Below are 25,142 nucleotides of genomic sequence, written 5' to 3'. Positions count from 1 at the left end.
GATCGATGGTCTATGATTTGCACCAGCCACTTAGTGCATCTTCCCAGGGGAAAACACTTTGTCCGTTCTTAGTGCGTCCGCCGCACCTCTGTTGGAGCGCGAGCAGCGCCGCTTCATCGAAGAGCATCCGGAAACGATCCGTCGCGACAAGGCTTTGCGCGCGCATTGGCTGAATGGCGTGCCCATGCACTGGATGACGGATTGGCAGTTGCCCGCACCTCTGATCGTGCGTGCCGCCTCCGGATCGAGCTTCGTGGATGTGGATGGCCGGACCTATGCCGACTTCTGTCTCGGCGATACCGGCGCCATGTTCGGCCACTCGCCACCCGCAGTCGCGAATGCGCTGAAAGATCAAGTGGCCCACGGCTTCACCTGTATGTTGCCGATGGAGCAAACCGCACGGGCCGGTGAGCTATTGACTGAACGCTTCGGCCTGCCCTATTGGCAGATCACTCAAACAGCCACAGATGCCAATCGCGCTGTCCTGCGCTGGGCTCGCGCGTTGACCGAGCGCAAGCTCATCCTCGTATTTGATGGCTGCTATCACGGCTCGCTCGAAGACACGTTGGTGCGACTCGCCGGGGGCAGAGTCGTCGCACGGCCCGGGCAGATCGGCCAGGTCGCCGACTTCGCCTCGTACGCACGTGTGGTCGAGTTCAACGATCTCGCCGCACTCGAGGCGGCGCTCGCCGATGGTCAGGTCGCATGCTTGCTCGCCGAGCCGGTGATGACGAATGCCGGCATGGTGCTGCCCCAGCAAGGCTTTTGGGCCGAAGTTCGCAAGCTCTGCACGCGCCATGGAACGCTGCTCGCCATCGACGAAACCCACACGCTCAGCAGCGGCCCGCGCGGGCACGCGCATCGGCTGGGACTCACACCGGACTTTCTGATTGCTGGCAAAGCGATTGCCGGCGGCATGCCGACAGCGGTTTATGGCTTTACGGCCGAGCTGGCGAAGCGGATGGAACGTCTGCTCGAGACCAAGCCCGCCGGACATTCAGGCATGGGCACGACGCTAGCGGCGAATGCGCTCGCGACCGCCGCGCTGGTCGCGTGTTTGCAGGACGTCATGACGAATGAAGCCTACGCACACATGTTGAATCACGCGGCCACGCTTGCTGAGGGTTTGCGGATGCGCATCGCCAAGCGAAGCTTGCCCTGGCACGTAACCACGGTCGGCGCGCGCAGCGAGCTGGTCTTTACACCAACATCGCCGCGAAACGCACGCGAGTCATTGACGGCTGCGTCGCCGATGCTCGAACGTCTGTTACATCTCTACCTGCTGAATCGTGGCGTGCTCGTCACGCCCTTCCACAACATGATGCTGGTGAGCCCGGTGACCACAGCCGAACAGGTGCAGGCGCTGCTCGACCACTTCGATGAGTTCTTGCACGAATTGTCATGAGCGTCGCCAACAACGAAGCCCGCCAGTTTCTCGACGCGAATCCCGACGTCGAAGCCATCGAACTGCTGATTACAGACCCCGGTGGCGTGCCCAGAGGCAAGCTGATCGCACGCGAGGAACTGCTCTCGCTTTACAACGAGGGCCGCTGCGTCGCCGGCTCGATCCTCGGTCTCGATGTCACCGGTGAAGATGTGGAGGAGACCGGGCTCGTTTGGTCGGTCGGCGATGCCGATCGTATCTGCCGTCCGGTGCCTGGCACGCTGGTGCGAGCGGGTTGGATGTCTCGCCCCGGTGCGCAAGTACTCATGAGCATGTACGAAGCTGACGGTCGGCCGTGCACTGCCGATCCAAGACATGCATTGGCGCGCTCCGTACGACGATTGCAGCAGATCGGATTGCGAGCCGTCGTTGCGGCAGAGATCGAATTTTATTTGGTCTCGAGAGACGCGCAGGGAAAGCTCGTGCCCGCGCCGGGACTGTTGTCACAACGCTCGCCGCAGCGGCTCGACTCATACGGGCTGGGCAAGCTGCACGATATGGCGCCGTTGTTCGACGACATCTACGCAGGCGCCCGCGTGCAAGGGCTGCCGTTACGAACGCTCATGTCGGAATATGCGCCGGGCCAATATGAGATCACGCTGCTCCATCGCGACGACGCCCTGCGCGCCATCGACGATGCGATCCTGTTCAAGCGCCTGATTCGCGCCACTGCGCTGAAACATGGCCTCACCGCCTGCTTCATGGCAAAACCTTTCGCGGAACAGGCTGGCAGTGGAATGCACATGCACGTCAGCGTGCAGGACGAGAACGGCGACAATGCATTCGCCGCCGACGATCCCGCCGGCACGCCGCTGCTACGCCATGCCATCGGCGGACTGCAAAGGACCATGGCGGAGAGCATGCTCATCTTCGCGCCCAACGCGAACTCGTATCGGCGCTTCCGCCATCAAAGTTACGCGCCGATGGCGCCGACCTGGGGCATCAACAATCGCTCCGTCAGCCTGCGCGTGCCGGCCGGTGCAGCGTCGAGTCGACACGTCGAGCATCGGGTCAGCGGGGCGGATGCGAATCCTTACCTTGTCGCAGCAATTGTGCTCGCCGGCGTACATGCGGGCATCACGGCCAAGCTCGATCCGGGTCCGCCCATCACTGGAAATGGCTATGAAAGCGGCATTACAGCCTCGTTGCCGCGGGATTGGCTGGGTGCCATCAAAGCCGCCGAAGGCTCGACGTTCCTGCGCGAAGCGCTGGGGGACGAGTTCCTGCGTGCATACGTCGCGATCAAGACCCAGGAATGGGACAAGTACAACGCGCTGGTGCCGGCGACAGACCACGACTGGTACCTCGATAGCGTATAAACTGCGCCGATGCGTTTCGATCTGACCGACCTGAAGCTGTTCCTGCACGTTGTCGAAGCCGGCAGCATCACCGCCGGCGCGGAGCGCATGCACCTGGCCGTGGCGGCCGCCAGCACCCGAATCCGCAACATGGAAATCGAGCTGGGCACGCCATTGCTGAACCGCGAGCGCCAGGGCGTTCACCCGACGCCCGCCGGCCGCACATTGGTGCACCATGCCCGGCAGATGTTGCAACAAGCGGAGCGCATGCGCGCCGAGCTGGGCGAGTACGCCGACGGCCTGAAGGGACATGTACGGCTGCTCTCCAACACCAACGCACTGACTGAGTTCCTGCCCGAGCCGCTCAGTAATTTCCTGACATCGCATCCCCAGGTGAACATCGACCTGGAAGAGCGCTTGAGCGATGAGATCGTCGCCGCCATTGCCGACGGCAAAGCCGATATCGGCATCGTCGCGGGCACCGAAGACGTGACCGGACTGGAAGTATTTCCGTTCCGTGTGGACCGTTTTGTGCTGGTCACGACGCCGACTCACCCGCTCGCCGAAAAGAAAAAAATCGCGTTCGCCGAGGCGCTGGACAGCGACTTCGTCGGGCTGGATCGCGCCAGCTCGCTGCAACGGTTTCTTTCCGACAAAGCCGAGCGCATCGGCCGCCGGCTCAAGCTTCGCGTGCAGCTGCGCAGCTTCGACGCGGTGTGCCGCATGGTCGAAGGTAATGTCGGCATCGGTGTCGTGCCGGAGACCACCGCCGCTCGCGCCATGCGCACGATGAAGCTGCACGTGATCGAGCTGAGCGATGACTGGGCGCCACGCAATCTGATGATCTGCGTGCGCAGCCTGCGGGATCTGCCGATCTACGCGCAGGACCTGGTGAAGTCGCTCGCGCAGCCGCTCGATATGGAAATGTGGGTCGCGAAGGCCTAAGCCGTCACCGCTACCGGCCGCTCCGATCGGCTGGTGATCCAGACCCCGAGCATCACCACCAGGCCGCCGATGATGGCGCGCGTCGATAACGGCTCGCCCAGCACCACCACGCCGGTGAGCACGCCGACGATGGGAATCAAGTTGGTGTAGACGCCGACCTCGCTCGCGTCGAGATGGCGTAACGACGCGTTGTACAGCAGATAAGCCATGCCGGAAGCGACGACGCCGAGATAAAGCAGCTCCACCCACCCGATCAGCGGCAATGGCGGCAACCCCTCGCCCGCAAGTTTCGCCGTGACGATTTCATAGCCGGCCAGCGGCGACAACAACAACGCACCAGCGCCGGTGACGGCCGTCGTGATCACCAGGGCGTCGAAACCAGCGACGCGTTTCGCCAGCGCGGTATACAACCCCCAGCACACCACCGAAGCAAACATCAATGAATTGCCGAATAAGCTCGACTGAGCGCCGTCCGAGCCGCTGCCCGAGAACACGATCAGTACACCCCCGACCGATAGCGCGATGCCCAGCCAGCGCAGCGAAGAAGCACGCTCACGCAGCCACAGCACCGCGACCAGCGCCGTCATCGCCGGAATGGACGCCTGAACCAACGCCCCCTGTGATGCCGACACGTGCACCATCGCCATGTTGAACACCAGGTAATACAGCGCCACGCCGATCAGGCCCATCGACCAGATGGCGCCCCACGGCAACCGAACTCCGGGCGTCTTTCGGGATAGCGCAAACGGCAACAACACCAGGGTGCCCACCGCGACGCGCACGAATGCCAGCGTGAATGGCGGCCAGAGAGTAATCAGCTCCTTGGTCACCATGAAAGTACTGCCCCACACCGTCATGGTGAGCAGCAGCAGGAGCATGGAGCGGGTGTGGTTCGCTAACGGCATACCGCCCATTGTCGCACGGGCAGCGCTTCCCTATATCCCCGAGACAGCCGAGAATTCATCTTTCTAAAGTTGGTCTCACGGAGCTCTAATGGCTACGAAGAAGCGGAAAACGACGCGTCGCTCGGCTCGCCCCGCCCCCGCCAGCAAACAACGCAATCACGCCCGGCACGCCGTGCTCGCCAAGCGCAAGCGCCCGGCCAAGGCCAAGACCGCTGCTGGCTTGCGCACTTTGTATCCAGCCATCAAGCCCAACAAATCCGGCCTGCTGCGCGTCTCGGACACGCACGAGATCTATTACGAGGAATGCGGCAATCCCAGGGGCAAGCCCGCGGTCTTCGTACACGGCGGTCCGGGCGCCGGTTGTGATGATCGCGCCCGCAGCTTCTTCGACCCCGACGCCTATCGCATCATTCTGTTCGATCAGCGCGGCTGCGGCAGGAGCAAGCCGCACGCCAGCCTCGAGGCCAACACCACCTGGGACCTGGTCGAGGACATGGAAAAGCTGCGCAAGCACCTGGGGATCGAGCAGTGGCTGGTGTTTGGCGGTTCCTGGGGTTCGACGCTGGGCCTGGCTTATTCGCAGACTCATCCTGAACGCGTCAGCGAGATCGTGCTGAGAGGCATCTTTACGCTGTCGCAGTTCGAGCTGCGCTGGTTCTATTTCGAAGGCGGCGCCAGCGCGCTGTTCCCGGATCATTGGCAGAACTACGTCGCGGCCATCCCGCCCGCCGAGCGCGGCGACATGATCAAGGCGTTCTACAAGCGCCTGACCAGCGAAGATCGCGACACGCGAGTGAAGGCCGCACGCGCCTGGTCGATTTGGGAAGCTGCGACCAGCTATCTGCACGTGAACGAAGATCAGCTGCACAAATGGGGCGAAGAGGATTTCGCGGTCGCCGTCGCGCGCATCGAATGTCACTACTTCATCAATCGCGGCTTCCTGGAAACCGAAGACCAGCTGATCCGCAACGTGGAGCGCATTCGTCACATTCCAGCGGTGATCGTGCAGGGCCGGTACGACGTGGTGTGCCCGATGCAGACCGCGTGGAAGCTGCACCAGGCGTGGCCGGAAGCGGAGTTCCATGTCGTGCCCGACGCCGGGCATTCGGCGTTCGAGCCCGGCAATACGCATCAGCTGATTTCGGCGACCGATCGATTCAGATAGTTCTTCTGCGCCAGGTCGGCCGCGCGTCGTTATCGATGACGCCGCGGCCGATCAGCCAGGCTCGCGCATCCTCGGCGTCCTGTTCGAACCACGCACGCGCGGAGCCGAGCCGGAACGTGTAGCCCCACGCGTCCATGTCATGGAACATGCGCTCGCGCCCGACGCCGGGCAGCTCGCCCGCCAGCACGATCTGTAAATAACAAACGCCGTTTTCTTCGTCGTAGTCGCCACCCGCGTCCTTGTGCAACTGCTCGCGACGCTCCTCGTCCATGCAGATGAAATGACCGGCTTCGTGCAGCAGCGAGTGCAGCGGCGTATCGGCGCGCCAATAGATCTTCGAGCCAACCAGGCCCGCTTCGCTGTCGCCCCAGTAAGAACCGGGAATGGTTTCATCGACGCCGAGCGCGATGCACTCCATTCCGTAGCGCTCGAGCAGGCCGGTCACGACATCGACACCGACGTCAGTGACTTTCAAGACGTCAGCCATAGGACCCTAGAGCGCCGCGAGACGCCTTACGACCTGACCCGCGAGGTCGCGAGCCAGCGCTTCACGCAGAATCGATTGTTCCTTCTGTTTCGCGAGCACGGCCGTTTCGTCGTAGCTGTAGTCGCGGGTGAGCTCGAGCTTCTCCGGCGCGATCAGCTCCTCGGTGCGGCCATTCACCGAGTATTCGATGGTGTAGAACACCTCGTATTCCTCGGGCGTGTTGCGACCGGACACGGTCAGCACGCGCTGTCCGCTCTCATCCTTGATGATCTTCAGGACCGCAGTGGCTTCATTTTCGTTGTTGGTCAGACGCGCGCCGGACGCCTCCAGACTCTCACGCAACGCCCGGTTGAAATCGGTGTAGCGATCCTGGGTGTCGACATAAGTCGTCGCCATGACCGGCGACAGTTTGGTCGTGCCCTGCAGGCGCCAGCCGCAGCCCGCCAGCAGAGAAGCCAGGCAGATGGAAAGCAGCAACCAGCGGGAACGACGGAAGGAGGCGGAAGGCGTCACAGATGACACTCGCGAGAGCGAAACAGGGCCGCCATGTTCGCGGGCGCCGCCCTCGCGGTCAATGTTTGGAGTCAGCGGACGGCGGTAAACGGCTGGGTGGCGCGCATCGCGGCCGGACTTTTCAGCACGCACTCGCTGTCTACTACATAGCCGTGACGGCAGACGATGCCGGCGTGCGTGGCCACGCTGCGCTGAACGGCGGCCAGTTGTTCGTTCCCTGAATGACCCGGACAACCCCGGCAATGCTCGGCCACCTTGAGCATTTCAGCCGCCTCGACCGGAGCGCTGTCGTTGCCGTCCCGCTCCAGCCCAGCGACGCCATAGCTGAAGACCAGCGGTATGGAAACGCTGCTGGCATAGCGGCTCAACGTCGCCATCATGCGCTCTTTGATCAGCGGCACTTCGGTAATGTTGGCCTCGGGAAACACTACCGCGAATACAGCGCCCACCGGCGCTTCCATGCGGCCGATCCAATCGACGTGCGCGCGGACCGAGGCGTCTATCGCCTGGACCACGCCCTTCAAAGTGGTCGCATCCGGCGCGCAATCGTCCGCAGGCGCGCCTTCTACGCGCACGCCCAACGTCAGCACCGCCAGCTGGCGACCGTAGCGCTGCCCACGACGGATTTCGGACAGCAGCCGGGTCTGCAATTCGCTGGGCGAGAACGCGCCGGACTCGACATCGATGCTCACCGACTGCTCCATCACCGCTTCCTGCGCCTCTCGCAGCGAGCGACGCAACGCCAGCGTGTTGAACGCGGCGTAGATGCGGGCGAACAACTCGGGATCGGAAACTCGCTTGGTGAGGTAGTCGTCGACGCCGGCGACGTAGCCCTGCTCGAAGTCAGTGCTCGCATCGCGCATGGTCAGCATGATGATGTAAGTATCTTCGGCCCCGCGCTCGCGCAGCGTCTGGGTCAGCGCCAGGCCATCCATCACCGGCATGTGCCAGTCGGTGACCACCAGCGGATACCACTGGCGGTCGAGCGCATCCAGCGCCTCCTGGCCATTGGCTGCGTGCTCGACCTCGAAGCCCGCGGCCCTCAGCCGCCGCGTGATCAGCTCGCGATCCTGTTCGTCGTCATCGACTACCAGGATCCGTGACGGCAACGCCCGCTGCAGCACCGACAGCCGCGTCGCCATGACACCCGCTTTCATCCGTATGTCTCTCGAAACCGTACAAAATTTGCACTACCCGCGTTGCTTTATCATTCACGAGTGCGGGTGGCAACCGCGGTTTGTACGTTTACTCCCGATAACCGGGGTCGATGCGGTCCATTTTTCTCAACAGCGCCGGCCAGACCAGTCCGGTGCCGGCGCCGCGCGTCACCTGCTTCACGTACTCGGGCACCGTGGCGAGAACCGATTCTGGGATAGCGAGCAACGGCCCGCCGGCCTGGGCCATGATCTGGATCTCACAAGCGCGCTGCAGGCTGTACATCGTCATGAAGGCATCGGAGATGGTGCGGCCGACGGTGAGCAAGCCGTGGTTGCGCAGGATCATGTGCCGTGTGTGGCCCAGATCCGCCTGCAACCGGCCCTTCTCTTCCTGGTTGAGCGCAATACCTTCGTAATCGTGATACGACAGGCTGAGCAGAATAAACGTCGACTGTTGTGAGATCGGCAACAAACCGCCGCGCTGCGCCGAGACTGCGATGCCCGCCATCGTATGAAGATGCAGCACACAGCCGGCGTCCTCGCGCACCTCGTGAATGGCGCTGTGAATCGTGTAGCCGGCGGGATTGATTTCGTACGGGCTCGGCAATGTTTTATTGCCGGCGAGGTCGACACGCACCAGGTTGGATGCGGTGACCTCTTCGAACATCAAGCCATAGGGATTGATGAGAAAGTCATGAGTGCCCGGCACGCGCGCCGAGATGTGAGTGAAGACCAGATCGTCCCAACCGAAATGCGCGATGAGACGATAACAGGCCGCCAGATCCACTCGCGTCGCCCATTCCTCGGCCGACACCTGAGCACGCACGTCCGCGACGGCACGTTCTGCAGCTGACATATGAAATCCCCCGGTGAGTCCTCACCGGAGGCTAACGCCGCTGCAGCAGGCCGGGCAAGTCTATACCACGACGTTTACGAGCTTGCCCTTCACCACGATCACTTTCCGGACCGGCTTGCCTTCGATCCACTTCTGCACAGTGGAGTCGGCCAGGGCTGCCGTGCGGATCTGCTCTTCGGTGGCGCTCGCTTCGAGCGTGATCTGGCTGCGCAATTTGCCGTTGACCTGGATCACCACGTCGATCGAGTCGCGCACCAGCGCGGCCGCATCCGGCTGCGGCCACGGATGATCGATCAGCGCATCGGTGTGGCCGAGCGCCTGCCACAGCACGTGCCCGGCATGCGGCACGATGGGCGACAGCATTTGCACGACGAACTCGAGCGCTTCCTGTCGCACGGCGCGGCCCTGCGGCGACTGGTCCTCGAACTTCGACAGCGTATTCATGAATTCCATCACCGCGGCGATCGCAGTGTTGAACACGCGACGGCGACCGATGTCGTCTGTCACCTTCTGCAATGTGCTGTGCGCAGCGCGCCGCACGTTGCGTTGCTCGTCGGTTAATTCGCCCGCTACCTTCGGGCTCACCAGGCCGGCCGTGACATGCTCGTGCACCATGCGCCACAAGCGGCGCATGAAACGCGACGCGCCTTCGACGCCGTCGTCGGACCATTCCAACGTATCTTCCGGCGGCGCCTTGAACATCATGAACAAGCGCACGCTGTCCGCACCGTACTGTTCGACCAGCTTGGTCGGATCGACGCCGTTGTTCTTCGACTTCGACATGGTGCGCATGCCTTCCCACTCGACCGGCTTGCCGTCCGAGTTCAAGGTCGCGCCGACGCGCGCACCCTTCGCGTCGACCTGCACGGTCACATCGATCGGATTGAAATATTCGATCGCGCCTTCGCCGCTGCGGCGGGAATAGATGTCGTTGAGCACCATGCCCTGCGTGAGCAGGTTCTGGAACGGCTCCTGCACTTTCACCAGCCCCATGTCGTGCATGACCCGCGTCCAGAAACGCGCATACAGCAAGTGCAGGATCGCGTGCTCGATGCCGCCGATGTATTGATTCACCGGCGACCAGTAGTTGGCGCGCTCATCGACCATCGCCTTGTCGTTCTTGGCCGAGGCGAAGCGCAGGAAGTACCACGACGAGTCGACGAACGTATCCATCGTGTCCGTCTCGCGGCGCGCGGGGCCGCCGCACTTCGGACATTTGCAGTCGAGGAACGACGGCGTCTTGTTGAGCGGATTGCCGCTGCCATCGGGCACCAGGCCTTCGGGCAACACCACCGGCAAGTCTGCTTCGGGCACCGGCACGACATCGCACTTCGGGCAATGAATCAGCGGAATCGGGCAGCCCCAGTAACGCTGACGCGAAATGCCCCAATCGCGCAGACGCCACTGCACGTGCTTTTCGCCCCAGCCCTTGGCCTCGAGGTCGGCGGCGATGGCGTCGATGGCCTTTCGATAATCGAGGCCGTCGTACTTGCCGGAATGAATCAGCGTGCCGTACTCGCCGTACCAGCCGTGCCATTCCTTATCGGTGAACGCCGGCTCCGCTCCCGCTACCTCGATCACTTGTTTGATGGGCAGGCCGTATTTCAACGAGAATGCGAAGTCCCGCTCGTCGTGCGCGGGCACGCCCATCACCGCGCCTTCGCCGTAAGTCATGAGCACATAGTTGCCAACCCACACCGGCACCTGTTCGCCGGTGAGCGGATGCTGGACGAACAAGCCCGTCGGCATGCCCTTCTTTTCCATCTGCGCGATCTCGGCTTCCTGCTCGGTGCCGAGTTTGCACTCTTCGATGAATGCGGCGAGCTGGGGATTCGACTGCGCGGCGTACGTTGCCAGCGGATGCTCGGCGGCGACGGCAACAAATGTCACACCCATGATGGTGTCGGCGCGCGTGGTGAACACGCTCAGCAAACGTTGCTCGCCCTGCAATTCATACGGGAAGCTCAGCCGCACGCCTTCGCTGCGGCCGATCCAGTTGGCTTGCATGGCGCGCACGCGCTCGGGCCAGCCGGGCATATCGTTCAGTGCATCGAGCAGATCCTGCGCGTAATCGGTGATGCGCAGGTAATACATCGGAATCTCGCGCTTCTCGACCAGCGCGCCGGTGCGCCAGCCGCGGCCGTCGATCACCTGCTCGTTCGCGAGCACGGTCTGATCGATGGGATCCCAGTTCACGACGCCGGTCTTGCGATAGGCGATGCCTTTTTCGAGCATCTTCAGGAACAGCCACTGGTTCCAGCGGTAGTACTCGGGCTGGCACGTGGCCAGCTCGCGATCCCAGTCGAGCGCGAAGCCCAGCGACTGCAGCTGGCGCTTCATGTAGGCGATGTTCTCGTAAGTCCACTTGGCCGGCGGCACGCGGTTCTTCATGGCCGCGTTCTCGGCCGGCAGACCGAAGGCGTCCCAACCCATGGGTTGCAGCACGCTATAGCCCTGCATGCGCAGGAACCGGGTGATCACGTCGCCGATGGTGTAGTTGCGCACGTGCCCCATGTGCAGCCGGCCGCTGGGGTACGGGAACATGCACAGGCAGTAATAGCTGGGCCGGCTGGGATCTTCCTTGACGGCGAAGGCCCGGCGATCGGTCCAAAAAGCCTGCGCCTCGGCCTCCACGGCGGAGGGATCGTATTGGGACTGCATGAGTAGCGGTTGGCGGTTAGCGGTTGGCGGTTGGCGGTTGGTTCGGAGGCAACCCGGCAAAACCGATGTCGCTTCCAACCAACTGCCGCTGAATTCGGGGCGGCAAGGATATCAGAGGCCGGACCAGAGCTACCCCGCCCTCCGAACTAACCGCCAACCGCTAACCGCTTCTCTTCACTCCATCCCGCGCAGGGTAAACCGGAACTCCGCGCCCCGGCCGGGGCTGGCTTCGGCCCAGATCGTGCCACCGTGCCGCTCGACGATGCGGTTGACGGTCGCCAGGCCGATGCCGGTGCCCTCGAATTCGTCCTGTCGGTGCAGCCGCTGGAACACGCCGAACAGCTTGCGCGCATAGCGCATGTCGAAGCCGACGCCGTTGTCCCGCACGTAGATATATCGCTCGCCCGGCGTGGCGGTGGTGCCGGTATCGCCCTCGCTGACGACGCCCGAGCCGATCTCGATCACCGGCTTGGCCCGCGGCCGCGAATATTTCACCGCGTTGCCGATCAGGTTCGCGAACACCTGCTGCATCAACTCCGGGTCGCAGCTCGCTGCCGGTAACGGATTCAGGCGCCACTCGATCTCGCGACCCTGCGCGTCCTGGCTGGCTCGGTCGACCGCATGTTTCACCAGGTTGTCGAGCGAGCACGGCTCACGCCGCATCTCGACATGGCTGACTCGCGACAGGGCCAGCAAGCCATCGATCAGCGCACTCATCTCCTTCGCGCCGCGCTGAATCTGTTCCATGTGAATGGTCGGCTCGCGCGCGCCCGGCGGACCCTTGTGCTCACGAAGCATCTGCACGTGCGCATGAATCAGCCGCAACGGTGCTCGCAGGTCGTGCGCGACCGAATAGGAAAACGCCTCGAGCTCGCGATTGGCGATTTCCAGCTCGGCGGTGCGCTCCGCCACGCGCTTTTCCAGATCCTGATTCAGCCGCCGGATCTCGCTTTCCATTTCGGCGCGCCGGTCGATCTCATCCTGCAGCGCCTGGTGCTGGAGCGCGTTCTCGTAAGCAACGGCAACCTGGGCCGCGATGGCGCGCGCCACCGCGAGATCTTCCTCGGTGAAGCCCGGCAGGCCGATGCGATTCAGCACACACAGATAACCATAGGGCTTGGTGACCGACGCGATCGGCACGCCCAGCATGGAAACAAAATCGCCGCGCTGAGGTGCGCCGTCGTCGGCAATCGACTCATCCGGCGACATGGGATAGAGCGCCGAGCCGCCGCTCTCCAGGGACTGCACCAGATCGCGATACATGCGCGAGGACAGCAGACGCTCCATCTCCTCGCCGGACAGGCCACTGGAGGTGGTGACCTGCCGAGAGCCGTCATCGCTCACGATCACGAGTTGCGCTACCTGCGCCAGCAGAATGTCGCGGGCGGCATCGCACGTCGATTCGAGAATCACGGCCGGATCGGTCTGGCCGAATACGCGGCGGCTGAATGTCACCAGCGCGCTCAATCGCTCCTGCGCGCCGCCATTCTCGGCCAGGGCTGGCGGGACGCTCGGGGTAGCCGGCGGCTTGGTCGCCAGCGCGGCGTTCACGGTCTCGCGAACGATTTCCAGATCGTAGGGTTTGGACAGCGTGCTCCGGACGCCCAGCGAGCGAGCCATCTCGCGCACCTCGCGCTCGTGGTACGACGCCGAACAGAAAATGACCGGCGTGCCGGACATGCTTTCGTCCTGGCGCAGCTTGCGCACCAGTTCGTAACCGTCCATGCGCGGCATGACGATGTCTGTGATCAGCAGGTCGGGATGCTCGGTGCGCAATAAATGCAGCGCCTCGATACCGTCGGCCGCTTGCAACAGGTCATAGTCGCCATCCGACAGCGACAACATGAGCAGCTCACGCGCCTCGGCGTCGTCTTCCGCGACCAGTATTTTTCCGCCCTTCGCCACGTCCCGTTCCCCGTGGCCAGACTTGTGCGGCCATCGTTGAAATGAAAATCGCCACAAGCTGGCTTTCCTTGCCAACGAACGCAATCAGTACGTTTCACTGCACAACCGCGTTCCTAATGTAAACCTCTTCTACGCGGATAGGGCAATCCCTCAATGGTTTCGAAACGTGAGCGTGTTCACTTTGCAGTCGGGTGTCCCAGAGCGTTCTACTTCCGGCCGGCCGGTCGACTACAACGCAACCGGAAGACCCGGCCCTGGTCAGAACTCTTGCCAGGCACTGTCGTCGCCGCTGGCCTTGGCCATGGGGGCCGATGCTGGGGCGGGGCGAGCCGTGGGCCTGGCCGCTGAACGTTTTGCAATGGGGCGCACCGAGGCGCTCTTCTTTGTCGTTATGACAGTACCCGACTGAACCGCCGCGGAGCTGTGCGTCGTGCGGAAGAACGAAATCTCCTCCACCAGCTGCTGAGCCTGCTGCTCCATGGACTTGGCCGCCGAAGCCGCCTCTTCCACCAGCGCCGCGTTCTGCTGGGTGGTGTCGTCCATCTGTGTGACAGCATTGTTGACCTGATCGATGCCCTGCGCCTGCTCCTCGCTGGCGGCGGCGATCTCGGCGACGATGTCGCTGACCTTCTTGACGCTCTCCATGATTTCGCCGAGCACCTTGCCGGACTCGTCGACCAGCGCGCTGCCGCTGCGCACCTTCTCCACCGAGTCGCCGATGAGATCCTTGATCTCCTTGGCCGCGGTGGCACTGCGCTGAGCAAGGCTGCGAACTTCGCTCGCGACCACCGCAAAGCCGCGGCCCTGCTCGCCGGCGCGCGCCGCTTCGACAGCCGCGTTCAGCGCCAGCAGGTTGGTCTGGAACGCGATCTCGTCGATCACACTGATGATGTCGGCGATCTTGCGGCTGGAGTTGTTGATCTCCTCCATCGCGCTCACGGCACGCGATACCACTTCGCCGCCGCGCTCGGCCTGGCCGCGGGCGCCGCTGGCGAGCTGATTCGCCTGCCGCGCGTTGTCGGCGTTCTGTTTCACCGTCGCCGTCATTTCTTCCATGCTCGACGCAGTTTCTTCCAGCGCCGATGCTTGTTCCTGCGTACGCTGCGAAAGATCGTCGTTGCCGCGCGAGAGCTGTGACGCCGCGCCGCCAACTGCGTCGGACGCACTGCGCACGCTGCCGACGATTTCGTGGAGCTTTTCATCCATGCGCTTGAGCGTACCCAGCATCACGCCGAATTCGTCGCGCCGCGTGGTATCGATACGATGACCGAGATGACCGTCGGCGATCTGCCCGGCGACATTCATCGCCGTGCTCAGACCGGACATGATGGCGCGCATCAGGAACAGCGCGAACACACCGGCCAGCGCCAGCGCGATGACCATCGAGCCGATCGCAATGGCGCGGCTGGTATGGAACTCGTCCTGTGCCGCGGCCAACGAGGCTTCGGCGCGTTTGAACTGATGTTGAGACGCGTCATCCAGCGCGGCATTCAGCACGCCAAACGCCGGATCCAACTGGTCGACGATCAACTTGGCGGCGAGCTCGTCGTCGTTGGCTGCGATTGCTGCATTGATCTGCCCGATGGAGCGCTCCAGGCCGTCGTGCGCCGCTTTCACCTTGGCGAATTTAGCCTGGCCTTCGGGCGTGATCTGCGTGTCGCCAAACTCCTTGAGCAAGCGGTTCGCGGTCGCGTCGAGCTCCTTGACCTCCGCCTGGATCCTGCTGACCGCGACCGGATCGTCGGCCAGTACCTCGAGCGAAATCATCGCCTGCCGGTCCAGCTCCTTGGCCTTGAGCTCGCCGAGCTGCGCGGCGCCGACGACGCGCCGGCTGAACATTTGCTCCAGGTCGTCGACGATGGCGTTCATGCCATACAAGCCGAGCGAGCCGACGATGAGCATCGACAAAGCCAGCACCACCAGTGTGCTGATAATACGCGCGCGAATAGTGAGGGAGCCGAAGTTCATACCAATCTACCAATGAGTGCCAGTCATTGGCTCTATCGACGCTCAGCGGCCGACAATGAATCTCGGAATTTACGAATCAGGGCGCACCGAGCGCGGGGCTGCGAGTCGGTCCGACGGGCTGTTCAGCACACCCGAGAGATGCCGTGCTGGGCAGTGATGCTTGAATGCAGGGACGCGCAGGACCGGCCCAGTTCGTTCGAACGGACACGCGCGTCGTGCGCGCAAAATTGGTTTGGGTCAGTCGCCGAGCGCCGTGCGCAGCGCGCTGATCTCTTCGGCGCAATCGCGCATCACGTGCACGCACTTCTGATTGTCCAGGCCCAGCCGCCAGAACGATTTCACGCCCTGCATGTTGAGCTCGAGATCGGCCTCGTGGCCGAAGAAGCCGGCCATCATCACGGCGACCGTCAGCACGTCGGTCACGTCGCGCTCGTCGTTGATGCGCTCGATGTTCTCGTGCTCGCCGATCGCTTCGGCGATGTGATCCGGAAAACCCCAATTCTCGACGATGGCCTTGCCGACGTTGGCGTGCCAGTCGCGCAGCAACTGTTGCAGCGTCGACTCTTCCTTGAAGAATGGATGCTTGTAGGCGCGAGCGAGAATATAGATCTTGCCCACGTTGTGCAGCAGCCCAGCGAGCATGGACTCATCGGCATTCACGCTGGTGCGCGACGCGACTGCATAAGCGAGCGCAGCCACAGTGGTCGCTTCCTGCCACAGCGTCTCCAGCTCCTTGGAGATATGTCTCAGCTCGCTGGCCTTGCGCAACTGAGCAATGGCGAATGACACCGCCGCGGTGCGCACGTTATTGTGACCGATGCGATTCACCGCCGTCTTCAGATCGGAGACCGCGCGACCGCTGCGATTCAACGCGGCCGAATTGGCGAGTGTGAAAACGCGCGCCGCGAGCCCGGCTTCGGAGCCGACCACCCGGGCGATCTGATCGTTGGCAACGGCCTCGTCGGCCAGCACCTTGCGCACCCGCACGGCCACGTCCGGAAACGACGGCAGCTCCACCTTGCCGGTGGAGACTTCCTGAGCCAGCTCGCCCACGAACGCGAATGCTGCTGCGGTGTGATCGGTAACCGCAGTCATTTGCGCCTGTTGCGCGGCCTGATAGGCATTCTGAGGAGTGCTCATGATCGCGAACTCTACTGCGACGTACATCTCACGATCTGCGGCGCGGTTGGCATTTCTGAACACCGCTGTACATATTTCCCGCCGGGAACAGGAATTATCAGCCGTGCGCCGCCTTGCTGTTGGGCTGATCCGCCGTCAGGTGCAGCACCTCGCTGGCGACCCGATGTAGAGGCAACACGTGCTGGGCGCTGCCCAGTTTCACGGCAGCGCCCGGCATGCCCCAGACCACGCTGGTCGCCTCGTCCTGCGCAATGGTCGGCGCACCCGCTTCGAGCATTTCTTTGAGGCCGCGGGCGCCGTCGTCGCCCATGCCGGTGAGAATCACGCCCACGGCGTTCGGGCCAACGTTCTGCGCGACCGAGCGGAACATTACGTCCACGCTGGGCCGATGACGATTCACGTGCGGGCCGCTGCTGAGCTTGCAGCGATAGCGTGCACCGTCGCGCTCGATCAACAAATGTTGATCGCCAGGCGCGATGTAGACGTGGCCGGGAAGAATGTATTGACCGTCGGCGGCCTCGCACACCGACATGGGCGAGCAACGGTTCATGCGCTCGGCGAACGGTTTGCTGAAAGCTGCCGGAATGTGCTGAGAGATAACCACGGCTGGCGCATCCGGCGGCAGCGCTTCGAGCACTTCGCGAATGGCCTCGGTGCCGCCCGTCGACGCACCGATTGCAATGATTCGATCGGTCGTGCGCAGGAATCGTTTGCCGCTGCCAGCAGGCAGCACAGCATCGGCGCTGCGTCGCTGTTCGGCGTGCAACGCCACGTGCACCGTCGGTTTCGACGCTGACACCCGCGCATTCACGCGCGCCTTGGAAGCGACCTTCACTTTCGCGATCAGCTCGTCGGCGTATTTCTCCAGGCTGCCGGCCAGGTCGACCTTCGGCTTGGTGACGAAATCGATCGCACCGAGCTCCAGCGCGCGCAAAGTGACATCGGCGCCCTTTGCAGTCAGCGACGACACCATCACGACCGGCATCGGCCGCAGCCGCATCAGGTTCTCGAGGAACGTGACACCGTCCATCCTCGGCATTTCCACGTCGAGCGTGATGACGTCCGGATTGAGCTGTTTGATCTTCTCGCGCGCCGCGTACGGATCGGTAGCGGTGCCGACGATCTCGATCTCGCGATCCTTGCTGAGCATTTCGCTCAGCAGTTTGCGCACCAGCGCAGAGTCGTCGACGATCAGCAGTTTGATGGCCATGATCAGGTCTGCCCTCAGAACAGATCGATCTCGCCGGCCACTGGCGTCTTCTCCAGGCCTTTGAGGAATTGCTGTTCTTGCGACGCCACGTCCCTGGTATAGCTCGAGGTCAGGTGACGCACACGAACGCGGCCGGTGAGCGGGAAGTACTGCACGTGGCGCGGGCAGGTATCGCCCACGTCCTCGGAGGTCACGCGCAAGCCTTCCTGCTTGAGGAACTCGCGCACGAAAGTCACATTGTGATCGCCGACATCGGTCAGCGTCTTCAACACGCGACCGCCGCCGAAGATCTTCACTTCCAGATCGGCGCGCGTGCCGCCGGCCTTCAGGATGCGGTTGATCAGCTGTTCCATCGAGGCGCTGCCATAACGCGTGGCGCGGCCGGCGGCGCCGGTCTCCCACGTGTCATGGCCGTTGCCGCTGGGACGCGGCAACATGAAATGATTCATGCCGCCGATGCCGAGCTTGGGATTGCGGATGCACGCGGACACGCACGAGCCGAGCACCGTGTCGAGCACTTCATCGTGAGTGGTCACGTAGAAGTCGCCCGGCAACAGCTTGGCGATCACCTGGCCCTGCGGATTGGTGTAGCGGCGGATGGTCTCGAAGCCCGGCAGCACCTTGGCCAATGCTGGTTTCTCAGCCATTGGCGCCCCCGTTGCGGCGGTAGATGGTCTTGCCGACCAGTTTGAAGGGCGCGCTGCCTGCATGAATGGATTCCGAATGGCCGATGCACAGGTAACCGCCGGGGATAAGCATTTCGCTGAAGCGGTTGACCAGCTTTTCGCGCGTCGGTTGATCGAAATAAATCATCACATTGCGACAAAAGATCACGTCGAACGGGCCTTTCATCGGCCACGCGTGCAGCAGGTTGAGCGTACGGAACGTGATCATCGACTTGAGCTCTTGCTTGGCGACGGCGGCCCCTTCGTTCGCGCCGCTGCCCTTCTGGAAGAAGCGCTTCAGGCGCTCCGGCGATACGCTCGACATGCGGTCCACCGGGTAGATGCCCGAAGTCGCCGCAGCAACCACGTCGCTGTCGATATCGGTCGCGAGAATCTTGAAATCGTAGCGTGGCGTGGACGGCAGCACTTCGCCGGCGACCATGCCGATACAGTGCGGCTCTTCGCCGGTCGAGCAGCCCGCGGACCAGATACGAATCCGGCGCGAAGCGGCATTGCGCTTCATCGCCTCGGGCAGCATGTACGAGGCCAGCGCCTCGAAGTGATGATTCTCCCGGAAGAACGAAGTGACGTTGGTGGTGATCGCGTTGATCAGACCGACCAGCTCTTCGGGGCCGGCGTCGCGCAGATACTCGCAGTAGGCCTCGTAGCTCGGCAGTCCGAGCTCGCGCAGGCGGCGCGCCAGACGACCCTGCACCAGCTGGCGCTTGTTGGGGCCCAGCACGATGCCGGCATTCTCGCCGACCACGTGGCGGATGAAGTCGAACTCGGCGTCACCGAGCTGAGGTCCATAGTGCGCGGCGTCGGCGGGAGCGGAAGCGGAAGCTTGGATCGGCATATGGACGTTCGCGTGTGATCAACGGCTCGCAAGGTGGCCCTCGCGAGCCGTTACTCACATCTCATCGTTAGGCTGCAGGATTCAGCGCCACTCCCGTGACGTCCGCCCCGATCAGTTGATCGATGTCGAGCAGCATGACCATGCGCCCCGACACGGCAGCCAGACCTTCGATGAATTCAGTGCTGACGTGCGCGCCGAACTCAGGCGCCGGCTTCACATCGCTCGCAGCCACGTCGATCACGTCGGAGACGCCATCGACCACCACACCGAAATCGCGACGGCCGATCGGCGACTGCACCGACAGCACGATGATGACGGTGAGCGGGGTGTATTCGGCGTGCTGCAGGTTGAAGCGCATGCGCAGGTCGACGATCGGAACGATCGAGCCGCGCAGGTTCAGCACGCCGAGCACGTGGCTCGGGGCCTGCGGGATGCGCGTGACCGGTTGCCAGCCGCGAATTTCCTGCACTCGCAGGATGTCCACGCCGTAAGTTTCGTCGCCCAGAGTGAAGGTCAGCATCTGGTTGGAACCGGCAGCGGCGGCATCGATCTGCGCGGCAACTTGATTGGTCATGAAACGAGTCTCCTACTGTCTGTCTTTTCGACCCGGCGACCGGCCGGTGTCAGTGACAGCACTCAAAAGATGTATCGGCGTTCGTCTGCACAGGATGAGTAAGACATTCGCTGCATCACTCGTGCGCCGGCTCCGGGCTCGTTTAGCGAAACCCGGAGCGGCAGTGCGTTAGAAATCGCTCCACTGGCTGTCATCGCCGCTGGCGCGAGCCAGGGGCGCGGGCGAGCCCGACGAAGCGACGGCCTTCGGCTTGTTGGCAGCGCCCAGGCCGGCCTTGCGGACCGCCGCCGGACGCGGACGAGCGACCGGAGCCGCAGCGCGCACAACTTCAGCAGGCGCATGCGAGCCCGAGCCCGTGATGCCGGTGCCATCCGAGCGACGGAAGTAACCGATCTGCGTGACCAGCGTGCCGGACTGCTGTTCCATGGACTTGCTGGCCGCCGACGCCTCTTCCACCAGCGCAGCGTTCTGCTGCGTGACGTTGTCCATCTGGCTGACGGCGTTGTTGACCTGCTCGATGCCGGCCGACTGCTCTTCGGACGCGGCCGCGATCTCGGCGACGATGTCGGTGACCTTCTTGACGCTTTCCATGATCTCCGAGAGGGTCTTGCCCGACTCGTCGACCAGCTCCGAGCCGACCTTGACCTTGTCGACGGAGTCGTTGATGAGACCTTTGATTTCCTTCGCCGCGCTGGCGCTGCGCTGTGCGAGGTTGCGCACTTCGGTCGCGACCACCGCGAAGCCGCGGCCCTGTTCGCCGGCACGAGCCGCTTCCACGGCCGCGTTCAACGCGAGCAGGTTGGTCTGGAACGCGATCTCGTCGATCACGCCGATGATGTCGGCGATCTTGCGGCTCGAGTTGTTGATCTCGCCGACCGCCGCGATCGCACGCTGCACGACTGCGCCGCCCTTTTCGGCCTGCTCGCGAGCACCGACGGCCAGCTGATTCGCCTGGCGCGCATTGTCCGCGTTCTGTTTCACCGTCGCAGTCATCTGTTCCATGCTGGAAGCGGTTTCTTCCAGAGCGGCCGCCTGTTCCTGCGTACGCTGCGACAGATCGTCATTACCGTGCGACAACTGACGCGCCGCCGCGCCGACCGCGTCCGCGCTGCCGCGCACGCCACCGACGATTTCAACCAACTTGCCGTCCATGCGCTTCAACGCTTCGAGCAAGCGACCCAGCTCGTCGTTGCTGTCGACGCGCACGTCGTTGCCCAGCTCGCCGCTGGCGATGCGGTCGGCGATGCTCACCGCCGTGTTCAACGTGCTGACGATGGAACGAATGATCAGCCAGCCGAGCAGACCGGACAGGCCGATGCCGACCACGATGGCGGCGATGATGAACGTGCTGTTCTTCTTGAACGACGCATCCGCTTCGGTGCGCATCTGCTGCGCCACTTCGATCTGCGTGCGCAGCAGGGTATCGCCGGCGTTGTTGAGCTTTTCGTAGGCGGGGCGAGCCTTCTCGATCAGCGCGCTTTCTGCGGCGCTGAAGTTGCCGGACTGTGCGGCGAGCATCGCTTCCTGCACCAGGCCGAGCACATCGGCGCCGTGGCCGCGGAATTGCTCGACGATCTCGCGCTCCTTATCGGTGAGATCGGTGGCTTCGAGCTTCTTGAGCAGCTCCTTCACTTCGACCTGGCGTTCCTGGAGCAGATCGAGCGCCGCTTTGACCGCCGCGGCATCCTGGCGGATGACCACTTCTTCGGCCTTCTCGAGCACCGCGCGCTCGTGCGTTTCGATGGTGCCGACCCAGCCCGTGGGCATGAACCGGTTGGAGAAGATCCCATCGAGATCGGTATTGGAAGATTTGGTGCCGCCGAGGCCGATGGCGCCGACCAGGATCATCACGATGCCGGTCATCGCCAAGGTCGCGAACAGCTTGGCCTTAACGGAAATATTCCACGTATTCATAACATCGATTCCTTAGCTCGCTTTTTGAGCCCCAACTTGCTTTTGTGAACCCCAAAACCATTCCAATGCGCGCGCCCGTGCAATCCGTTCGGGCGCGGACGCCCTTCGTGCCGGAAGGGCGCACCCATGCAGAGTCGATCCAGTCGCGAGCCGCCTGGCCCGGCGGCTGTGCGAGCGCCGGCTGCAATCTTTCTTAAGCAGCCAGTCTCTGCGTCGCGACCCGGATCAAGCCCGGCACGTCGAGAATCAATGCCACCGCGCCATCGCCCAGGATGGTCGCGCCGGACACACCGTCGACTCGACGGAAATTCGTTTCCAGCGACTTGATGACCACTTGCTGCTGGCCGAGCAGATCGTCGACGAACAAGCCGACTTTGCGGCCCTCGCCTTCCACGACCATGATCAAGCCTTCGTGCAGCTGAGTGGTGCGCGGCTCGAGGCCGAACACTTCGTGCAGGCGCACCACCGGCACGTAGCCATCGCGGAACCAGAACACCTCGCCCTGGCCGGCGACGCGGTTCACCATGCCCTGCTTCAACTGCAGCGACTCGATGATGGTGATCAGCGGCACGATGTATGTTTCGGTGCCGACCGCGACCGACTGGCCATCGACGATAGCCAGCGTCAGCGGCAGCGTGATGATGAAGCGCGAGCCCTTGCCGAGCGTCGACTTCACTTCGATGGTGCCGCCGAGCTCCTTGATGTTCCTGCGCACCACGTCCATGCCGACGCCGCGGCCGGAAATGTCGGTGGTCTGCTCGGCGGTCGAGAAGCCCGCCATGAAAATCAGCTCGTAGATCTGGTCGTCGGTCAGCGTCTCATTGGGGCCGATCAGATTGCGCTCGCGCGCCTTCTTCAGGATGCGGTCCTTGTTCAAGCCGCCGCCGTCGTCGCCCACTTCGACGGTGATGCTGCCGCCCTTGTGATACGCGTTGAGGAACACGGTGCCCGTCTGTGGCTTGCCGGCGGCCGCGCGCACGTCGGGCATCTCGATGCCGTGGTCGACGCTGTTCCGCACCAGGTGCACCAGCGGATCGCCGATCTTTTCCATGACCGTCTTGTCGAGCTCGGTCTGGTCGCCGGTCATCTTCAGCTCGACGTGCTTGCCGAGGCGGCCGCTCAGGTCGCGCACCATGCGCGGGAAGCGGCTGAACACGAAGCTGATCGGCAACATGCGCACGCGCATGACGCTTTCCTGCAGCTCGCGAACGTTTCTTTCCAGCGTCGCCAGTCCCGAGCGCAACTGCTCGGCAACGTGGCCGGTGAACTTCGAGCCCAGCTGCGTCAGCATGGACTGCGTGATCACCAGCTCGCCGACGGTGTTCATCAATTCGTCGATTTTTTCGGTGCTGACGCGGATCGAGCCGCCGTCGGTCGCGCCAGCCTTTGGCGCCACTTCAACAGCAGCAGCCGCGGCCGGCTGATGCGCCGGCTCGGCAGCAGTAGGCTTCGCATCCGCAATGTTCACGACGTTGGAAGGCTTCGCTTCCGGCGTCGGCGCAGCGGCGGCGACAGGCGCAGCCACCGCGGGCTGCGCGGCAACGGGCGCTGCCTCTTCTTCAATCTTGAGTTCGCAATCGCCTTCGGCCCAGTCGAACACGCCATTGACGACTTCGCGGGCAGCGTCGGTGTCGAGCGTCAAATCCCAGGCGAGATAGCAGCTTTCAGGCTCGAGCTGCTCGAGTGACGGCAGTGCATTGCCATCGAGCTTGACGCTGAGCTCACCGAGCTCGCTCAACTCACGAATCATGCGCAACGGGTCGTTACCGTGCACGAACAACTGCGGATACGGACGGAAGCTGATCCGCCAGCGATGCGCAAAGCCCGGCTTCGCAGCTTCAGCGGGAGCCGCAGCGGCTACAACCACTGGAGCGGGTGCCGGCGCGGCAGGCGCAGGCTGATTCTTCTGCGCGATAGCCAGCTCGAGATCGAACTGCAGATCGGCAACTTTTTGCGCGTCAATCGCTTCCTTACGCTGCTGCGCGCGGAGCATGTCGCGCATCACGTCCACTGACTTCAGCAGCAGATCGGTGACGTGACGAGTCACTTGCATGCGATTGGCGCGAAGCTCGTCGAGCAAGGTTTCGCAAGTGTGCGTGAACGAGGCTACTTCGGAGAAACCGAAGGTCGCGCTGCCGCCCTTGATGGAGTGAGCAACGCGGAAGATCGTGCCGATCAGCTCGGGCTCCGGAGCACCCGGGTTGAGCTGGAGCAGAGCCGCCTCCATCGAGTCGAGCGCTTCGAAGCTCTCCTCGAAGAAGGCATCGTGAAATTGGGCGAGATCGATAGCCACGCTTGTTTACCTCAGCACGCGATGCATAGTCGCCACCAGTTGCGCCGGATCGAACGGTTTGACGATCCAGCCGGTGGCGCCGGCGTCCTTGCCTTCTTTTTTACGGTCCGGGCCCGCTTCGGTGGTCAGCATCAGAATGGGGATGTGGCGATAGCCAGATTCGGCGCGCAGCGCGCGGATCAGCTGGATGCCATCCATCACCGGCATGTTGACGTCCGAGAGCACCAGGTCGAAGCCCGATTGACGCGCCAGGTCGAGCGCTTCCTGGCCATCGCTGGCCGAAGTCACATCGAAGCCGGCGCTGGTCAGCGCGATGCGCACCATGTCGCGCATCGAAGGAGAATCGTCGACGGCCAGTATCCGCGTCATGCGGCAACTCCTTTTGTCTCGAGACCGAGCAGCGCACTGACGCCGAGCAAGCGCACGGCATCCTGCAGAGCCGCCGACTCACCGCGCCAGGCGACGCTTTGGTTGCGACCGCTGCGATCGCGCACGAAGGCGCACAGCAGCTGCATGGTCGCGGTATCGACACGTTCGACGGCGCTCACATCGAGAGTCACAGCGTCGCCGTGATTCGAGAAAGCGCACAAAGAAGACTTGAGTGCAGCGGCATCTTTCACGCTGCAGTTGGAAGCGAGCACCACGATCGGGTCGCCCACGACGGCCGGCTCCGCGGCTTCAGCAACAACGGCGTCGGCGGCTCCGGTTTCGACAGACTCGACCACCGGCTCGGCCGGAGCTTCGGCGGCAACCTCGGTGGCCTGCTCCATAGAAACATCGCCGGCCTGCTCGAAGATCGCTTCGGCGACCTGCTCGACCGACGCACCGACCACTGACTCGGCAACCTCTTCCGCGATCTGCTCGCTGGCAGCAGCAGCCGGCTCAGCGACCAGCGCTTCCACGGCCGCCGGGCTCGACTCGGCAGCGATCGGCGTTTCAGCGGCAACAACGTCCGCGCCCACGGTCTCAACGACGGCGCGGGCTTTGGCGGAACGTTTACGCTTACTTGTTTTCATGACGCGGCTTAAGGGACTCGTGATACGAATTTCACAGATTCGGGTTTCATATCGGCATATGAGGGGTCAGCTTTAGGTGAGCCACGTCGCACTACTTAACCGTGGCCGGCTAAAGCTCGGGGATTCCCTGCCGATAAATTGGTGAAGCAGTTCACGTTGAAACTGAACTC

At 63.2% G+C, this 25,142-nt stretch carries 21 protein-coding genes; 4 read left to right on the top strand and 17 right to left on the bottom strand.

What is annotated here, in order from left to right; translation table 11 throughout:
• The first annotated feature begins 58 nt into the window (after positions 1-58).
• The 3 genes from EK373_RS16785 to EK373_RS16775 are packed head-to-tail and all read left to right on the top strand — an operon-like array spanning position 59 to position 3,687.
• A complete protein-coding gene (locus EK373_RS16785) occupies positions 59-1,405 on the top strand; it encodes a transaminase (protein WP_129644892.1) in 1,347 nt (448 codons plus the stop codon).
• The gene (locus EK373_RS16780; protein ID WP_129644891.1) at positions 1,402-2,763 is read left to right on the top strand and encodes a glutamine synthetase family protein; all 1,362 of its coding nucleotides are present in this window, start codon (positions 1,402-1,404) and stop codon (positions 2,761-2,763) included. The genes EK373_RS16785 and EK373_RS16780 overlap by 4 nt, the downstream gene beginning before the upstream one ends.
• A 9-nt stretch (positions 2,764-2,772) precedes the next feature.
• Complete coding sequence (locus tag EK373_RS16775; RefSeq protein ID WP_129644890.1) at positions 2,773-3,687, top strand: LysR family transcriptional regulator; 915 nt, start codon at positions 2,773-2,775, stop codon at positions 3,685-3,687.
• On the opposite strand, the gene EK373_RS16770 is transcribed toward EK373_RS16775, so the two are convergent.
• Entirely contained in the window at positions 3,684-4,592 is a 909-nt protein-coding gene (locus tag EK373_RS16770; protein ID WP_198683389.1) for a DMT family transporter, read from the bottom strand. The genes EK373_RS16775 and EK373_RS16770 overlap by 4 nt on opposite strands.
• A gap of 220 nt (positions 4,593-4,812) precedes the next feature.
• On the opposite strand from EK373_RS16770, the gene pip reads away from it, so the two are divergent.
• On the top strand, positions 4,813-5,757 hold the full coding sequence (gene pip / locus EK373_RS16765) for a prolyl aminopeptidase (protein WP_198683523.1): 945 nt from the start codon (positions 4,813-4,815) through the stop codon (positions 5,755-5,757).
• On the opposite strand, the gene EK373_RS16760 is transcribed toward pip, so the two are convergent.
• The 16 genes from EK373_RS16760 to EK373_RS33380 form a co-directional block, all read right to left on the bottom strand.
• On the bottom strand, positions 5,750-6,244 hold the full coding sequence (locus EK373_RS16760; protein WP_129644887.1) for a hypothetical protein: 495 nt from the start codon (positions 6,242-6,244) through the stop codon (positions 5,750-5,752). The two genes, pip and EK373_RS16760, sit on opposite strands and share 8 nt — an antisense overlap.
• Positions 6,245-6,250: 6 nt before the next feature.
• A complete protein-coding gene (locus EK373_RS16755; RefSeq protein ID WP_157994395.1) occupies positions 6,251-6,757 on the bottom strand; it encodes an LPS-assembly lipoprotein LptE in 507 nt (168 codons plus the stop codon).
• A gap of 71 nt (positions 6,758-6,828) precedes the next feature.
• The gene (locus EK373_RS16750) at positions 6,829-7,914 is read right to left on the bottom strand and encodes a GGDEF domain-containing response regulator (RefSeq protein ID WP_129644885.1); all 1,086 of its coding nucleotides are present in this window, start codon (positions 7,912-7,914) and stop codon (positions 6,829-6,831) included.
• Positions 7,915-8,002: 88 nt separating this feature from the next.
• Complete coding sequence (locus EK373_RS16745; protein WP_129644884.1) at positions 8,003-8,770, bottom strand: class II aldolase/adducin family protein; 768 nt, start codon at positions 8,768-8,770, stop codon at positions 8,003-8,005.
• Between the two features lie 60 nt (positions 8,771-8,830).
• Positions 8,831-11,431, bottom strand: coding sequence for a leucine--tRNA ligase (gene leuS, locus EK373_RS16740; protein WP_129644883.1), 2,601 nt, complete (start codon positions 11,429-11,431; stop codon positions 8,831-8,833).
• A gap of 174 nt (positions 11,432-11,605) precedes the next feature.
• The gene (locus EK373_RS16735) at positions 11,606-13,336 is read right to left on the bottom strand and encodes an ATP-binding protein (RefSeq protein WP_129644882.1); all 1,731 of its coding nucleotides are present in this window, start codon (positions 13,334-13,336) and stop codon (positions 11,606-11,608) included.
• 258 nt (positions 13,337-13,594) lie between these two features.
• Positions 13,595-15,304 (bottom strand): methyl-accepting chemotaxis protein, encoded by a 1,710-nt coding sequence (locus EK373_RS16730; protein WP_129644881.1) that lies wholly within the window; start codon positions 15,302-15,304, stop codon positions 13,595-13,597.
• A 237-nt stretch (positions 15,305-15,541) separates the two neighbouring features.
• Positions 15,542-16,444 carry an HDOD domain-containing protein gene (locus EK373_RS16725; protein ID WP_157994394.1) on the bottom strand — a complete coding sequence of 301 codons (903 nt, stop codon included), beginning with the start codon at positions 16,442-16,444 and terminating at the stop codon, positions 15,542-15,544.
• A 97-nt stretch (positions 16,445-16,541) separates the two neighbouring features.
• Positions 16,542-17,654 carry a protein-glutamate methylesterase/protein-glutamine glutaminase gene (locus tag EK373_RS16720; RefSeq protein WP_129644879.1) on the bottom strand — a complete coding sequence of 371 codons (1,113 nt, stop codon included), beginning with the start codon at positions 17,652-17,654 and terminating at the stop codon, positions 16,542-16,544.
• Between the two features lie 14 nt (positions 17,655-17,668).
• A complete protein-coding gene (locus tag EK373_RS16715) occupies positions 17,669-18,301 on the bottom strand; it encodes a chemoreceptor glutamine deamidase CheD (protein ID WP_129644878.1) in 633 nt (210 codons plus the stop codon).
• Complete coding sequence (locus EK373_RS16710) at positions 18,294-19,175, bottom strand: CheR family methyltransferase (RefSeq protein WP_129644877.1); 882 nt, start codon at positions 19,173-19,175, stop codon at positions 18,294-18,296. Before EK373_RS16710 ends, EK373_RS16715 begins: the two co-directional genes overlap by 8 nt.
• 67 nt (positions 19,176-19,242) lie before the next feature.
• On the bottom strand, positions 19,243-19,749 hold the full coding sequence (locus EK373_RS16705) for a chemotaxis protein CheW (RefSeq protein ID WP_129644876.1): 507 nt from the start codon (positions 19,747-19,749) through the stop codon (positions 19,243-19,245).
• Positions 19,750-19,917: 168 nt separating this feature from the next.
• Complete coding sequence (locus EK373_RS34025) at positions 19,918-21,663, bottom strand: methyl-accepting chemotaxis protein (protein ID WP_129644875.1); 1,746 nt, start codon at positions 21,661-21,663, stop codon at positions 19,918-19,920.
• 193 nt (positions 21,664-21,856) lie between these two features.
• On the bottom strand, positions 21,857-23,956 hold the full coding sequence (locus EK373_RS16695; protein ID WP_129644874.1) for a chemotaxis protein CheA: 2,100 nt from the start codon (positions 23,954-23,956) through the stop codon (positions 21,857-21,859).
• A 6-nt stretch (positions 23,957-23,962) separates the two neighbouring features.
• Positions 23,963-24,325 (bottom strand): response regulator, encoded by a 363-nt coding sequence (locus tag EK373_RS16690; protein WP_129644873.1) that lies wholly within the window; start codon positions 24,323-24,325, stop codon positions 23,963-23,965.
• Complete coding sequence (locus EK373_RS33380) at positions 24,322-24,972, bottom strand: STAS domain-containing protein (RefSeq protein ID WP_198683388.1); 651 nt, start codon at positions 24,970-24,972, stop codon at positions 24,322-24,324. The genes EK373_RS16690 and EK373_RS33380 overlap by 4 nt, the downstream gene beginning before the upstream one ends.
• Positions 24,973-25,142 lie beyond the last annotated feature (170 nt).

Source organism: Peristeroidobacter agariperforans, assembly GCF_004138335.1.
Lineage (GTDB): Bacteria > Pseudomonadota > Gammaproteobacteria > Steroidobacterales > Steroidobacteraceae > Steroidobacter > Steroidobacter agariperforans.
This window is presented reverse-complemented; position numbering and strand designations above follow the sequence as displayed.